Here is a 15,889-nt window from a genome sequence, read left to right on the forward strand (position 1 = left end):
ACCTATTTCTATTTAAATCGATTTATTATATACATAATAAAAGATAATACAATACTTAACACAATACATGTAATGATCGGAAAATAAAAGGTAACGTTTCCCTTTTTCACAAAAATATCGCCTGGAAGCCTTCCGATAAACTTCCAAGCCAAGCCGATCACAATGAGAAGAATACCAGCTGTTATAAGAAGTTTTGACATATCCGTCATACTTCTGGCATCTCCATTCCGAAATGTTGATATGCAAGTGGCGTAACAATTCTTCCTCGTGGCGTACGCTGTAAGAATCCAATTTGCAGTAAATATGGCTCATATACATCTTCAATTGTATGAGATTCTTCACCAATTGTCGCCGAAACTGTCTCTAATCCAACTGGACCACCGCGGAATTTTTCAATAATACCAAGCAGTAATTTATGGTCAATGTGATCCAGACCTAATTTATCTACTTGCAAGAGCTCTAATGCCATTTGTGTAATTTCCATTGCGATTGTTCCATCGCCTCTTACTTGTGCGAAATCCCGTACGCGTCTTAAAAGACGGTTCGCGATACGCGGTGTACCACGAGCACGCCTTGCAATTTCTAAAGCGGCTAAAGAATCAATTTCCACTTCAAACACTTCTGCTGTTCTTTCTACAATCGCTGATAATTGATCTACTGTATAATACTCCAGTCTTGATAATACCCCAAAACGATCACGAAGCGGAGCTGACAGTGCCCCTGCACGTGTTGTTGCACCCACTAATGTAAAAGGTGGCAAGTCAAGCCTTACTGACCGTGCAGTCGGCCCTTTACCAATGACAATATCAAGACAAAAGTCCTCCATTGCTGGATATAAAACTTCCTCAATAGATCTATGCAAACGATGAATTTCATCAATAAATAGTACATCACCAGGTTGAAGAGCCGTTAACACTGCTGCTAAATCTCCTAGCCTTTCAATTGCTGGACCTGATGTCGTTCGAATATTAACTCCCATTTCGTTTGCGATAATATTAGCAAGCGTTGTTTTCCCAAGTCCTGGTGGTCCATATAATAAGACGTGATCCAATGTTTCCTCACGCATTTTTGCAGCCTCAATAAATACCTCTAAATTATGTTTTGCCTTATCTTGGCCAATATATTGACGGAGTGTCTGTGGCCGCAACGAATATTCTAAGTCTGCATCTTCATATGCAGATTCCCCTGACAGGAGACGTTCGTCCATTCTACTCACCTCTTACCATTTAGTAAAAGACTAAGTGCCTTTTTAATATACTGATCCGTCGTCAATGACTCTTTTAATAACTCCGGCAAGACGCGATTGATTTCACGTTCTGCATAACCGAGTGCACGGAGCGCTTCAAGTGCCTCGTCCAGTTCAGTTGATGAACCTTTTTTCTCATCAAAACGCTCTTCATCTGAGAATAAATCAATGAATGCATCTGGTACAACATCAGCTAATTTTCCTTTTAAATCTAAAATCATTTGACGAGCCGTTTTCTTTCCAACACCCGGAAATTTCACTAAAAACTTCTCATCTTCGTTCTCAATCGCTTGTACAACCTGCCCTGTTTGACCTGAGGCTAAAATGGCAAGCGCACCTTTTGGTCCAATTCCCGATACACCTAAAAGTTTTGTAAATAGTAAACGCTCTTCACGTGTCTTAAAACCGTAAAGTGCCATTATATCTTCTCTTACATAGTGATATGTATATACCCGAATTTCTTGCTTACTTCTTTGGAATACATATGGGTTTGGCGTGAAAATTTGGTAGCCAATTCCATTATGGTCAAGAACGATATATTCCGGTCCTACGTACTCTACATAACCTGTAACATACTCAAACAAAATACGATCTCTCCCTCTCAAATCATGTATTCCATTTTAACATACTTAGCAATAGAAAAGCGAGACTACCCCAACAAATGTTCTCTATTTTAAATTTCTCTTTTTTTTATCTTTTTTTATATTGACAGATTGTTAGCATGCAATTACTATTACATAGTCGAGAATGATTATCAATATTAAGTGAAGGGGTTACACGCATATGAAGCATAAACTATTTATTTTATTTACTCTCATCTTTGTTGTCTTGGCCACTGTTGGCTGTTCTTCTAAAAAAGAAGAACCTACTGCAACAGAGCAAAAAACGAAAGTTGTGAAACATGCAAAAGGTGAGGCTACAATTCCAGTAAATCCAAAAAGAATCGTTGACTTATCTGGATCATCTGAAGAACTATTACTACTTGGACATAAACCGGTTGGTACGGCGAATACATATAAAGATAAAATCCAAAGTCATTTGCAAGAAAAACTAAAAGGTGTAAAAGCAGTTGGATGGTATTGGGCTCCAAAAGTTGATTTAGAAGCAGTTACTGCTTTAAAACCAGATTTAATTATTTTAAACAATCGTCAATTAAAAATTTATGACCAACTAGCAAAGATTGCACCAACAGTCGTTTTAGAAACAAACTTAGAAAACTGGCGCGATAAATTTAAAGAAGTCGGTAAATTATTTGGCGAAGAGAAAAAAGCAACTCAGTGGATTGCCAACTACGATAAAAAAGCCGCTTCTTTATCTAAACAAATTAAAGAGAAAACAAAAGATGAAAACTTTATGTTCCTTGCTATAACGCCACAAAATTTCCGTGTGTATGGCAATTTTGGATATGGAGATATCCTCTTTAATGATTTAAAACTTCCTGCAACAAAAGGAACAGATTTAAAACAAACAATGGCACAAGTATCACTAGAAGGACTTGTTGCGTTCCAACCTGATCAAATGTTTATCGTAAACTTTGGCGGCGAAGCAGATAAAATTTACGAGGATTATAAAAACAGTGCTATTTGGAAAGATAACAATGCAGTGAAAAATAATCACGTTTATGAAGTAAGTAATGAAGTTTTTAATACAAAAGCATTCAATCCAATTGGAAAAGATATGTTAATTGATGAAATTGCAAAACAAATTTTAGATAAGAATAAATAAAACAAACTAGCAACTCATTTCGAGTTGCTAGTTTGTTTTGCATATTGCTTCATCTTCTCCATCGTCTTCACAAAACGTTCTTTTGATTTAATCCGAATGCCGCGCTTTAACTTTGCCCGTTCATAACTTTTTAATTTTTTCATATCAATTTGAAAAAATGAGTGAATTGCATTATCGTTTTTGGGTACACCATTAAAAATTTGTAATATCCCCTCATCTGACACTCCAAAATAACCGCTCGTCTTCAATAAAGGTGAAATATCGTCTATTTTCTTTTGTAATATAATTTGCACATCATCACGATCTACAAGTTGCCAATCTTTATATCGTTGCAAAAGCTGTTCCAAATTCGCTACTTTTTCTGTAAGGATTTCCTCACTCACTTCTCCGTCCAAATACATACGCTCCAGTAAAACTGTCACTTGAGGTTCTTTTTCCATTACATTTGGCGTCGTAACTGCAGCTCTAACATTCGATTCGTAAGATAAACAAAATAGAACAAGCAAGACTTGAACTGCAATCATGATAAATTTCATTTCTATTCACCTCTTCCGAGCAAAATAAAGTGAAACTTCCAACTCTAGTTTCTCCGGAAATGAGAGTTTTATCCAACACTCTCATATAAGGTTGAACAGACTTGTCGCTATTTATCGAAAATGCATATCTTTTGTCCGAATTATCGATATGATTTCATTTATTTTTACAATAAAAAAGACGCCTGAACTTAGCAGGCGTCTTGATGCGTTTTACGGCGAGAGACCAGGCGGCCACATCCGCGTGTTTAGCACTTAAGCATATCTCTCGTCTTACGTAAATTAGCTCATCGCTTTGTTAATATAACATTAATACAACATAAACACAAGCTAAATATGAAAAATATACATTACAAATATAAAGTAAAACTTTAATCAGTGTGAGTTTTCTTCATACCCACCCTCACCAATTGGGCTGTTACGGGCTAAGACTTCCTCTTGTCTTCCTTGCTTCTCTCTAAATCTTGACCCTAAAATAGCAGGATAAAATGAAGAGGAAGGCATAGGCCCTCCTCTTTTTTCGTTATCGCACCGTACCAGTTAGGCTAGCACGAATATCACGGAATAAATCTGTAATATCACGATTTAAATCATTCGTAACCGTTCCATTTCGCAGGCGTGTATTCATTGTATTTACACGATCAAACATATCGTTTCTAACCGTCACATACACGTTACGAGTTCTTACATCATTGACAACAGCTCGGCGAATTTCATTTGCCATTGCCGTTTCATTTGTTACTGTATGACGCGGTTTCACAGCAATCACTACATCATTTCCATATACAACAGTAGAAACTCGATCCACATTATTCATACGCTTAACACGATTCGTAATTCTTTCAGCTGTTTTCCCATCATTGTTCATGTATGAATTATTCATTGTAATGTTACGAGTTGGATGAGGATTTACAATTTGACCATGATAATTCACATCTCGATAATAGTTATATCCCACATCATTACGACGATCATTTACACGATCTGTAATTCTATTTCCATTTCTATACGTTACATAATCTGTATATCGATCTGTGCGCGCTACATGATCTCTATATGGATTTGTACCATAATAAGATGTACGTTCGTAATTATCGTTCACATTACGCTCATCCATCGCATTATTATTAGGTGTACCACATGCTACTAACGCACTGGTAACTAACAAAGAAGCGGCAATTACTTTCACTTTTTTATTCAATCCAAAAACCCCCCTTGTTAGAATGAACTTTTCTCTTGAAAAGCTCCTTCTTATCATAAGTAACAACGGAGGTTTTTACACTGTTAATATTTCACTAAGAATCCATTAGAACGTTTTACTCCTCTTCTTCAATTGGACTTCCAAACATATCAGGCGGATCTGGTTGATAATACATCGTACCTGGCTGTGGTGCATACGCAGTCTGCTCCGGCTGATAATATAAAGGATTTGCAGATTGTGTTCCCCCTGGCTGAGGGCTATACAAAATTCTTCCCTCATCACATCCGCAGTCCTCTTCTTCTGACATAGATGGCGGCATATTATTCTCCATTGGCATTGATGTATATTGCGGTGCTATAGGTGCAAATTGTGGATACGGCATATTATCATACGGGTTTGGATACTGTTGGTATGGATACTGTTGTGGCATCAGTTGTGGATGATAAGGCATTGGTTGCGGCATGATATTTGGCGGTTGATTATTTTCCGCCATCGGCATCATGTTCGGCATTTGATTATTTTCCGCTATCGGCATCATGTTCGGCATTTGATTATTTTCCGCCATCGGCATCATGTTTGGCATTTGATTATTTTCCATCATCGGCATGATTGGCGGCTGAATATTATCCATAATTGGCATTGTGATCGTTGGTGGTAAAACTTGCGGAATCACCTTGTTATCTTTTGCTACATTTGGCGATGCAATATTCCCTATATTTTCTTTTTTCACTTGTGGCGATACGATATTCCCTACATTTTCTTTTTTTGCTTGTGGCGATACGATATTCCCTACATTTTCTTTTTTCACTTGTGGTGATATGATATTCCCTATATTTTCTTTTTTCACTTGTGGTGATATGATATTCCCTATATTTTCTTTTTTTGCTTGTGGGGATACGATATTCTCTACATTTTCTTTTTTTGTTTGTGGTGCTTTCATATGATTTGGTTTCACTTTATGAATTTGAGGAGCAATCAATTCACTCCCCTTTTTAATTACATCTGAAATTTTATATTCCTTGGCAGGTTTAATAGGTGGTTGCGGTGGTTGTGGTAATATATTTATTGAAAACTTCGTATTCTCTTTCGCAGCTTTTTTTTCTTTCTTTTCAATAACAGGCGGCTTTTCAATTACTACTTCAGTTGGCTTCTCCTTTTGGATTGGCGCTTCCTTCTGAATCGGTTTTTCTTTTTGGATTGGTGCTTCCTTCTGAATCAGCTCTTCTTTTTGAATTGGTGCTTCCTTCTGAATCGGCTCTTCTTTTTGAATTGGCGCTTCCTTCTGAATCGGCTCTTCTTTTTGAATTGGTGCTTCCTTCTGAATCGGCTCTTCTTTTTGAATTGGTGCTTCCTTCTGAATCGGCTCTTCTTTTTGGATTGGCACTTCCTTCTGAATCGGCTCTTCTTTTTGAATTGGTGCTTCCTTCTGAATCGGTTCTTCTTTTTGGGATTTTATTTGCATTTCTTTTTGCGTTTGCTGCATAGCTGGTTGTTGCGTAATTGGAGCAGATTCATATGTTATCTCTTCTTCCTCTTCTATAGTAAGTGGCGTTGGTGTTGCCGCGAACTCTTTTTGTTGTACTTCTTTGACATACTCTTTCGGAGGGACTGAACCAGCACCCGCATTTTTCTTTACATGAACGCTACCTGATGGTACTTTAATCTTCATACCCGGCATAATAAGATCTGGGTTACTAAGTTGTGTATTCGCTATTTTTAACGTTTCGAAATCCACTCCGTACTTTTTCGCAATCTTCCAAAGGGTATCCCCTTTTTGCACGATATGAATCTTCAAATTTTCCCCCTCCTGTATATCTTATCTATGAATCAAAACACTTTGAAATGACTCTTCTCTACTAAGCATGCCTAATGATTGATACATTGATAAATACTGCTTTCTAGTTCCGCTGTTCTTCAAAGTGATACACTCTCTAGTTGCACAAATAAACAAAAAAGTACAATGATTCTCTCAACACAATGTATGTCATTTGCCTCATAATTATGATTATATGCAGGAAAAAAGCAACGGGAACCCCGCTGCTTTTAAACGCGCTCTAACATACGATTTAATGCCAACACTGCATCTTTTGTTACTTGTTGATCCACTTGAATTACATTCACCTGTTCACCACGTTCTATTGATTCTAGCGCCCAAAGTAAGTGTGGTAAATCAATTCGATTCATCGTTAAACATGGACACATAAAAGGATTTAATGAAATAATTTCCTTATCAGGATGTTTTTGAATCAGTCGATTTACTAAATTCATTTCTGTACCAATAGCCCACTTACTACCAGATGGCGCTTGCTCAATCGTATCAATAATATATTTTGTCGATCCCGTATAATCAGAAGCTTGAACCACTTCATAACAACATTCCGGATGTACAATAATATTCATATCCGGATGATTTTTTCGTACATTCTCAATGTTTTTCACTGTAAAGTTTTGATGAACAGAACAATGACCTTTCCATAAAATCACTTGAATTTCTTCTATATCTCCATCGTATTCTAATGAATCTGTATACGGATCCCATACTGCCATTTTATGTAACGGGATACCTAAATCGTACGCTGTATTTCTTCCTAAATGCTGATCTGGTAAAAAGACGAGCCGTTCTTTTTGTGTAAATGCCCAAGATACCATTTGTTTCGCATTAGAAGATGTAACGGTTGCCCCGCCATTTCGACCACAAAAAGCTTTAATGGCTGCCGTCGAATTTACATATGTTAACGGAATCATTGTATCTCCAAATAATGTTGTAAGCTCTCTCCACGCTCGTTCTGTTTGTTCCATATCCGCCATATCTGCCATCGAACAGCCTGCTCGCATATCAGGTAACATTACAACTTGCTCGTCTGTCGTTAACATGTCCGCTGTTTCTGCCATAAAATGCACACCACAAAATACGATATATTTTGCCTCTTTATTGCATGCTGCAACTTGTGCAAGCTGCAGTGAATCCCCTGTAGCATCTGAAAATTGCACCACTTCATCCTTTTGATAGTGGTGTCCAGGAATAAATAATTCCTTTCCTGACTTCTTTTTAATAGCGCGAACACGCTCTTCCATTTCATCTACAGACATTGTTTCATATCGCTCTGGTAACATCGTTTCAATTGGCTGTACTTTTTCTAAAATACTCATATACGTTTCTCCCCCTCTAAGCCACTCTTCTTACGCTTCAATATTGAAACTAATATCAAGTGCTTTCACTGAATGCGTTAACGCTCCAAGTGAAATATAATCCACCCCTGTTTTTCCGTATTTCGATAAACCTTCAATTGTAATTCCCCCTGAAGCTTCTGTAACGATAGCGCTTGGCACAATCTTTGAAAACTCTCGAATCTCATCTGGCGTACGATTATCGAACATAATAATATCCGCACCAGCAGCTACAGCCTCTCTCACTTGCTCCTCAGTTTCTGTTTCCACTTCTACTTTCACCATATGCCCTACTTTTTCTTTCACTGATGTAACAGCTTTTGTAATAGAACCGGCAAAAGCAATATGATTGTCTTTAATCATGACACCATCATATAAACCGAAGCGATGATTAAATCCACCTCCACATACGACTGCATACTTATCAAACATACGTAGTCCAGGCATTGTTTTTCTCGTATCACAAATGCGTGTATGACTACTATCTAAAACAAGAACCGCCTTACGTGTCATCGTCGCTATCCCGCTCATACGCTGGATGACATTTAATATAACGCGCTCTGCCGTTAATAATGATGCGATCGGACCTTGCACAGTTGCAATGATTTCGCCTTTCTCTACAAGATCCCCATCTTTTTTATGAAGCTCAACTTCAATTCTTTCATCAATTAATTGAAATCCAGCTTCGATTACTGAACGTCCCGCAAAGACCCCTGCTTCTTTTATAAGAAATGTTCCTTTTGCCTCTAAATGATTTGGAAAGATATACTGAGATGTTATATCTCTTTCCCCTATATCTTCTAGAAAAAATCGTTTCAATGCTTCCTGTACTTTTAATGCGTTCATCTTCTTTTCCCCCTCATACAAGTGTGCTTGTCATTTTGTTAACATCATTTCTTTTACTACTGCACTTCTTTTTGGATCATCACTGCGATAATGCCCACCTATGCTTTCTTTCCTTTGCAATGCTGCATCTACCATTAACCAGCAAACTGTTAACATGTTGACAATCGTAATTTCCTCATTTGTAAGAGCATCGTATTGTAATACGAAATGAGGCGCGCCATAGTGCTCAAACCATTTTTTCGCTTGTAATAACCCCTGCTCTGTGCGCACAATTCCAACATACCTCATCATCTGTTCTTGTATTTCTCTTTTGGTTGGTAAATACGAAATTTGATGACTTTTATCCCGCTCTTCTCTACCAAACTCTTCCCTTCTTACCGAATTGTTTAAAATATGCTGTCCAATTCTTTTCCCAAATACAAGACCCTCAAGCAATGAATTGCTCGCTAATCGGTTTGCACCATGAACACCATTACAAGAAGTTTCTCCTACAGCATATAGACGCGGAATGGAGGTTTCCCCATCACAGTTTGTTTTTACACCACCCATATGAAAATGTGCACCTGGTACAACTGGAATTCGATTTTGTTTTATATTCACACCATGTATCCGACATAATGAAGAGACAGTTGGAAAACGGTCTTCAAAATGTTGAATAGATGAAATATCTAAATATACTTCTTCACCAACGATGAGTTGACTATGAATCGCACGTGCTACTACATCACGCGGTGCTAAATCTTGTTGCGGATGTATCCCGGTCATGAAATGTTCTCCTTTCCCATTTACAAGAACAGCCCCTTCGCCTCGTACAGCCTCAGAAACAAGTCCACAGCATCTACCATCTACATGTAACATCGTAGGGTGAAACTGCATAAACTCTAAATCTTGAAGCTCACCACCAGCTCGATATACCATTGCAATTCCATCACCTGTTATCGTTTCATCGTTGGAAGTAAATGTGTATAATCCTCCTATGCCTCCTATGGCTAATACTGTATATTCAGCAAAATAACGATGCATGTGTCCTTCCTGATTACGTGTTAAAACTCCTCTACACGTACCATTTTTTATGATGAAATCGAGTACTCTTTCTTGTTCTATCACTGTAACATGCGGTGTTACTTCTTGAATGAAATGCTCTAATAAATATTTCCCTGTCGCATCTCCTCCCGCATGTAAAATGCGTCGTTTTCGATGCGCACCTTCTTTCCCGAGGTGTAGTCTCTTTTCATCGCCATCAAACTGCATACCATCTGCAATGAGCTTGTGAATTTCTTTTGGTCCATTCTCCACTAAGTAACGCACAGCTTCTGTATTGTTATAATAACAACCTGCTTTTAACGTATCTTCATAATGATGATTTGGATTGTCATATGTAGCAATCGCTGCGGCAATTCCTCCTTGCGCTAAATATGTATTATTATTGCGACGCGTTTTCTTTGTGAGAATCATCACATTTTTTTCATGACAAATCTCTTTTGCAACACGGAATGCCGCAATCCCACTTCCAATAATTAAGACATCTGCACTCGGCATAATCATTGCCCCCTAGTTTACACTTTTCAACTGTCTTGACACCTATATTTACATAGTTTTAAAATAATGACAAGAGTTTTTTCGAAGTCATTCATTACAACGTGAATAGGTACTTTTTTACATAAATACAAAATGGATGTAATCCCACTACAAAGAGAGGACTAAACATGATGATATATCTTGATTACGCAGCAACAACACCTATGAGTAAGGAAGCGATTGAAACGTATGCAAAGGCGGCAGAACAATATTTTGGCAATGAGCAAAGTTTACATGACATTGGCGGAACATCTTCTTCCTTACTACAAGTTTGTAGAGAATCATTTGCACAAATGATTAACGGTAAAAAGCAGGGAGTCTTTTTTACAAGTGGTGGTTCAGAATCCAACTATTTGGCGATTCATTCGCTCTTAAAGGCACGAGAAGGAAAACATATTATTACAACCCCTATAGAACACGCATCCATTCAGAATTATTTTCAAAACTTAAAACAACAAGGGTATACCATTACAGAAATTCCTGTCGATTCATATGGAATGATTGACATGTATGCTTTAGAAAATGCCATTACAGAAGATACTGTACTAGCAAGCATTCAACATGGAAACTCTGAAATTGGAACTGTTCAGCCTATAGCTGAAATAGGAAAGCTTTTAAAGAAGCATCACGTTATATTTCATACAGATTGTGTACAAACATTCGGCAAACTCCCAATCGATGTAACAAAAATGCAAATAGATAGCCTTTCCGTTTCAGCACATAAAATCTATGGACCAAAAGGAGTCGGTGCTTGCTATATAAACCCACAAATTCGCTGGGAACCATTGTTCAAAGGGACAACCCATGAAAAAGGATTTCGTCCCGGTACGGTCAATGTTCCTGGTGTCGCTGCCTTTTTAACAGCAGCAAAGCATATCTTACAGAACCGGGCTAAAACACACGAACATTTTAAACAGTTACGATCTTACTTCGTGAATCAATTAAAATCACTTTCTCTAGAAATTCAAGTAGAAGGACATTCTACTGCTTGTTTACAACATATTGTTGGGGTTACAATAAAAGGAATAGAAGGTCAGTACACAATGTTAGAATGTAATCGTCACAAAATTGCAATTTCAACTGGAAGCGCCTGTCAAATCGGTAAACTTGAACCTTCAAAAACGATGCTCGCCCTTGGAAAAACAGCTGAAGAGGCCAAACAATATGTACGTTTTTCATTTGGGCATCATACAACAAAACAACAACTTGATGCGACTACCCATGCATTAGAGACAATTGGAAATCATTTTTATAGAGGTGTTAAATCATAATGAAACAAAATGAACCGAAGAAGATTTTAGGAGAAGAAAGAAGGCAACTCATCTTACAATGGCTTTTAGCTGCTAACGAACCATTATCTGGAAGTGAATTATCAAAGAAAACAAATGTTAGCAGACAAGTCATTGTCCAAGATATTTCCTTGCTGAAAGCACGAAATGAACCGATTATTGCAACTGCACAAGGATACTTATATTTAAAGCCACATGCAAAACAACAAGCCCTTGAACGTGTTATCGTTTGTCAGCATAAGCCAGAAGAAGTACGCCAAGAACTTACTATGCTTGTTGATCATGGTGTGACAATTAAAGATGTAAAAGTAGAGCACCCTGTATATGGAGATTTAACAGCTTCTATTATGGTAAGCAATCGCTTTGATGTTGAGCAATACTTACAAAAGATTCAAGAGACAAACGCTTCTTACCTCTCACAATTGACAGATGGCGTTCACTTGCATACTATTGAGGCAGACTCTAAAGAAAAATTAGATGCAGCTTGTGACGCACTAAATAGAGCGGGATTTCTTGTTTATTCATAAAAAGCACAGAGGCTTATATAAGCCTCTGTGCTTTTTTACACAAAATGGTGTACATATTAAAACTAGCGAACAAAGGAGAAATGATATGGTGATGGAACTTGTTCACTTTAGCATAGGAAAACCGAAACAAATGAAATACGGTGAAAATAAAGAAATGGTAACAGGTATATGTAAGGAACTTACAGAAGAAGCGTTTCTTTCGAAAGATGGCTTCCGCGGTGATAATGTAGCTGATTTACGTTATCACGGCGGTCCTGATCGCGCTGTTTGTGTTTATCCATACGAGCATTACACGCAATGGGAAACAGAATTTCAAACAACCTTTCCCTCTTCTACATTTGGTGAAAACATTACCGTAACAAATATGTTAGAGCGTGACGTTTGTATTGGGGATACATATCAATTAGGCGAAGCTATTATTCAAGTTACACAAGCTAGAATACCATGTAGTACAATTTCAAAACGACTCGGGCTTCCTGGTATCTTACCCCGTATTGTAGAAACTGGCTATACCGGTTATTTATGCCGCGTTCTTCAGGAAGGTGTCGTGCGAAAAGGTTCCAAAATTACATTACTTAAGCCTCATCCAAGTCGCGTCTCTGTTTTATTCACCAACGACATTTACTTTCATAATCGACAAGATAGGGCTGGAATCGAAAAAATTCTTGCTGTTCCCGAACTAGCGAATGTTTGGCGTGATCAGTTAGAGAATCGTCTTGCGAAGTTAAAGTAAGCTAAAAAAACGCTTTTTAAGCGTTTTTTTAGCTGAATTGACAATTCTCACTTTCCAATAAAGTGAAACTTTCAAATATATGAACCAATGAAATTGTATCGGCGATTAGAAGGAAAATATTGACTTACCGACAAATATCGACAGTCCATCCCTCACCTCTTACAACCAATAAGAAGAATAACTCCCTAGCACTGTGACTGAAAACCCAAGCGCTTCCAGCTCCATTGTTACGCTTGGTAATAATACGTCATCATACGCTTGATCGACATCGATTAAGAAAAAGTAATTTCCAAGCCCTGTTTTCATTGGTCGAGATTCGATTTTAGATAGGTTTAAATTCCTCCATGCGAAGGCTGATAAAACTTGATACAGTGCCCCTGCATAATCAGCAGGTAACGTTATCATAAGGGTCGTTTTTCCCCCGCGATTTTCTCCGTTATTTGGAAGTAATGCCTTCTTTTTCTTATGCAGCACAAGAAAGCGAGTATGATTATTTTTATGCGTATGTATATTGCGCTGCACAATTGTTAATCCATATTTTTCGGCAGCTGCTTCATTTGCAATAGCTGCGATTTTTTCTTCTGGGTGTTCTTTCATATATTGTGCCGCTGCACTCGTAGAAGTCATATCTCGAACTGTTATTCCTTTTAATTTTTCATTTAAAAATTTATGACATTGTGCAATAGCATGCGGATGGGAGCATACAGCATACACATCTTTCCATGTTTCTTCATAATTTGGATGCACAAGTAAATGTTGCTGAATCGGTACGGTAATTTCTCCTACAATAAAGAGCGGCTGCTCATGTACAAGATAGTCAATGGTAATATTAACAGAACCTTCTATCGCATTTTCTAGCGGTACAACGGCAAAATCTACATTTCCATTTGCCGCTGCATCCATACAATCTGGAATTGTTCTATATGGTGTATGCTCTGCTTCCGGAAAAAAACGACTCACCGCCATATTTGTAAATGTTGCTTCTGGTCCTAAATAGCCAACTCGAATCATCGTCTTTTCCCTCTCTTTTTCGTTTTCTTACTGTTATACCATATTTTTTTATATTCTTCTATGTAAATTTCGAATATTTAAAACAGACTAACATTTTTTAATTAATATGTTTTCTATATTCTCTTTGAGCGAAGAAGAAATAAACAATGCATGCAACAAGATAAAATAGAATGAATAAGCATACTTTTCTTAATGCACCTTCTATAAAGATTGTATTATGAAATGTATATAACGCAACTGCACTATGCATACTCCCTACTATAATAGGCGCAAAAAATAACATACTTAGTTGCCAGCGAGAAATTTTCCACACTTCTTCCTTCGTCATTCCAAGTTTAGAGAGCGCACCATACTGCTTTCTATCCGATGCAATATTATGAAACCATTTAAAATATACAATGCTACATGATGTAAGGAAGAATAATATACTAATGAATGAGCCGATAAATAGAGTAATATCGCCGAACTCTTTCATATTCACATATAACTCCATATTATTTCGAAATGTATCATTCGCATTTTGTTTCATATGTTTCCGTAAATCTGCATTTAATTCCCTTGAATTTTCAATATTTGATAATATATAACCTCTATATATTATTTTTCCAGAATCCGGAACCTTATTTGCAATACTAGCAAAATCCTCATCATTCATGACGAAAAACAGACCATTAATGTGCGAAGGGTGATAGTTAAATGCTATCCCTTCTTTCTGACCGTTATATACAAATGGATATGTTTGATTCATTACTTGTAATTGAATCTCTTTTTGATTGTATATATTTGGATGGTTGTATTTATTATAATAAACAAGTGTAACGGTTCCTTTTTTAGGATGATACGTTTTCTGTCCTTGTTTTCTTGCCTCTTGATTGTATTCACTTTCCTTCATCAGCGTTGCTATTTCTGTTTCTCCCTTACTAGACTGAAAGGATACATATACTCCAACAAAACTCATATATTGAAAATCATCATACCCATATTGATGCAGTAATTTTTCAACCATTCCTTTTTCGAAAACTTCATGAGATGAAGTACCCTTTTCTATGTACGAAAATGAGTGTACCCCTCCGCCTCGCCACATATCTTGCATGCTAGAAAAATATAAGAATACTGTACCTGTCGCCGTAACTACAAACGTTGTTGCCATAGACAATATAAAGAAAAAGCGACCATTTTCCTTCATTCGATGTGACAATTGATTCACTATAAATAAATACGGATATGTATACATAATCTTTTTATTTCGTTTTATTATTTCTAACAATTGGGTAATGCCGTGTGTAAAAGAAAAATACGTTCCAACAAAGATAAGTATAGATACAGGAAAAAAGTATAATGCTATCGTTGTCATCGTCACTTGTAGCGCTAACGCATATCCCGTCCCTAAACAAGCAAAACCGAATAGACAAAGCCACTTTGATGTTTTCTTCTCTTTTTTGTCTATTCGAAATTCTTTCAATAACCGAATGATTTTTATATTCCATATACGTAAAGCACTTATAAAAGATAATAGAATAAAAACGACCATATATGTAACAAGCGTTACACCAATCGCTCTCACGTCAAATATGACAGGGAGTTCTTTCGGAAGGCGAAGTAACATACTAAATACCATAAAAAAGAGTTTTAAAAAGATCATACCAAGACCGATACCGAAAATATTAGCAAAAATTCCAATCAATATTTGCTCGGTCATCATCACTCCTATTACGTTAGACTTCGTCGCTCCCATTAACATATATAACCCTAATTCTTTTTTACGTGCTTCTATGAAGATAGAAGTAGAATACAAAATAAATATGATAAAAAAAGAAATAATGATAACATTACATATGATAAGTCCCCAGCGTACATTTTGATACCACATCGTCTCTTGCATATATGGATGTACAATAACAGACATATATGCAAAAGATGCAAATATTGCAAAACAACTGCTTAAGAAAAATACTTTATAATTACGCCAATTCCCCTTTATATTTTGCAGCGCTAGTTGTCGAATGTTCATCTATCGTCCTCCCGTAACTTA

General features: G+C 37.0%; 14 protein-coding genes and 1 pseudogene. 4 read left to right on the forward strand and 11 right to left on the reverse strand.

From position 1 onward, the window contains the following. Positions 1-8 precede the first annotated feature (8 nt). From MR058_RS17670 to ruvA, 3 genes are read right to left on the reverse strand one after another with little or no spacing between them, the layout of a single operon-like run. The gene (locus tag MR058_RS17670) at positions 9-209 is read right to left on the reverse strand and encodes a DUF2905 domain-containing protein (RefSeq protein WP_242145219.1); all 201 of its coding nucleotides are present in this window, start codon (positions 207-209) and stop codon (positions 9-11) included. Beyond that, positions 206-1,207, reverse strand: a complete 1,002-nt coding sequence (ruvB, locus tag MR058_RS17675; protein ID WP_242145220.1) for a Holliday junction branch migration DNA helicase RuvB — start codon at positions 1,205-1,207, stop codon at positions 206-208. Before ruvB ends, MR058_RS17670 begins: the two co-directional genes overlap by 4 nt. A gap of 5 nt (positions 1,208-1,212) precedes the next feature. Next, on the reverse strand, positions 1,213-1,830 hold the full coding sequence (gene ruvA, locus MR058_RS17680) for a Holliday junction DNA helicase RuvA (protein WP_242145221.1): 618 nt from the start codon (positions 1,828-1,830) through the stop codon (positions 1,213-1,215). Positions 1,831-2,029: 199 nt separating this feature from the next. Between ruvA and MR058_RS17685 the strand changes: the two genes are divergently transcribed. After that, positions 2,030-2,971: an iron-hydroxamate ABC transporter substrate-binding protein gene (locus MR058_RS17685; protein WP_242145222.1), complete on the forward strand. Its 942-nt coding sequence runs from the start codon at positions 2,030-2,032 to the stop codon at positions 2,969-2,971. 14 nt (positions 2,972-2,985) lie between these two features. On the opposite strand, the gene MR058_RS17690 is transcribed toward MR058_RS17685, so the two are convergent. The 6 genes and pseudogenes from MR058_RS17690 to nadB form a co-directional block, all read right to left on the reverse strand. Beyond that, positions 2,986-3,507: a BofC C-terminal domain-containing protein gene (locus tag MR058_RS17690; protein ID WP_242145223.1), complete on the reverse strand. Its 522-nt coding sequence runs from the start codon at positions 3,505-3,507 to the stop codon at positions 2,986-2,988. 520 nt (positions 3,508-4,027) lie between these two features. After that, positions 4,028-4,705 (reverse strand): YhcN/YlaJ family sporulation lipoprotein, encoded by a 678-nt coding sequence (locus MR058_RS17695; RefSeq protein WP_242145224.1) that lies wholly within the window; start codon positions 4,703-4,705, stop codon positions 4,028-4,030. Positions 4,706-6,331: 1,626 nt separating this feature from the next. Next, positions 6,332-6,500: pseudogene (safA, locus tag MR058_RS23730) on the reverse strand (SafA/ExsA family spore coat assembly protein); the annotation flags it as partial. Positions 6,501-6,748: 248 nt separating this feature from the next. Further along, entirely contained in the window at positions 6,749-7,855 is a 1,107-nt protein-coding gene (gene nadA / locus MR058_RS17705; protein WP_242145226.1) for a quinolinate synthase NadA, read from the reverse strand. 30 nt (positions 7,856-7,885) lie between these two features. Next, positions 7,886-8,719: a carboxylating nicotinate-nucleotide diphosphorylase gene (gene nadC, locus MR058_RS17710; protein WP_242145227.1), complete on the reverse strand. Its 834-nt coding sequence runs from the start codon at positions 8,717-8,719 to the stop codon at positions 7,886-7,888. A gap of 30 nt (positions 8,720-8,749) precedes the next feature. After that, positions 8,750-10,258, reverse strand: a complete 1,509-nt coding sequence (nadB, locus tag MR058_RS17715; RefSeq protein WP_242145228.1) for an L-aspartate oxidase — start codon at positions 10,256-10,258, stop codon at positions 8,750-8,752. A gap of 167 nt (positions 10,259-10,425) precedes the next feature. Here nadB and MR058_RS17720 point away from each other — a divergent pair, with 167 nt between their 5' ends. The 3 genes from MR058_RS17720 (at position 10,426) to MR058_RS17730 (ending at position 12,846) form a co-directional block, all read left to right on the forward strand. Further along, positions 10,426-11,568, forward strand: a complete 1,143-nt coding sequence (locus MR058_RS17720; protein WP_242145229.1) for an IscS subfamily cysteine desulfurase — start codon at positions 10,426-10,428, stop codon at positions 11,566-11,568. Then, positions 11,568-12,113: a transcription repressor NadR gene (locus tag MR058_RS17725; protein ID WP_242145230.1), complete on the forward strand. Its 546-nt coding sequence runs from the start codon at positions 11,568-11,570 to the stop codon at positions 12,111-12,113. The genes MR058_RS17720 and MR058_RS17725 overlap by 1 nt, the downstream gene beginning before the upstream one ends. Positions 12,114-12,198: 85 nt before the next feature. After that, a complete protein-coding gene (locus tag MR058_RS17730; RefSeq protein ID WP_242145231.1) occupies positions 12,199-12,846 on the forward strand; it encodes an MOSC domain-containing protein in 648 nt (215 codons plus the stop codon). Between the two features lie 159 nt (positions 12,847-13,005). On the opposite strand, the gene pheA is transcribed toward MR058_RS17730, so the two are convergent. Continuing rightward, complete coding sequence (gene pheA / locus MR058_RS17735) at positions 13,006-13,857, reverse strand: prephenate dehydratase (protein WP_242145232.1); 852 nt, start codon at positions 13,855-13,857, stop codon at positions 13,006-13,008. A 97-nt stretch (positions 13,858-13,954) separates the two neighbouring features. Continuing rightward, the gene (locus tag MR058_RS17740) at positions 13,955-15,868 is read right to left on the reverse strand and encodes an ABC transporter permease (protein ID WP_242145233.1); all 1,914 of its coding nucleotides are present in this window, start codon (positions 15,866-15,868) and stop codon (positions 13,955-13,957) included. Positions 15,869-15,889 lie beyond the last annotated feature (21 nt).

Origin of the sequence: Bacillus cereus group sp. BfR-BA-01430 (assembly GCF_022663115.1) — a bacterium.
GTDB classification, from domain to species: Bacteria; Bacillota; Bacilli; order Bacillales; family Bacillaceae_G; genus Bacillus_A; species Bacillus_A cereus_BD.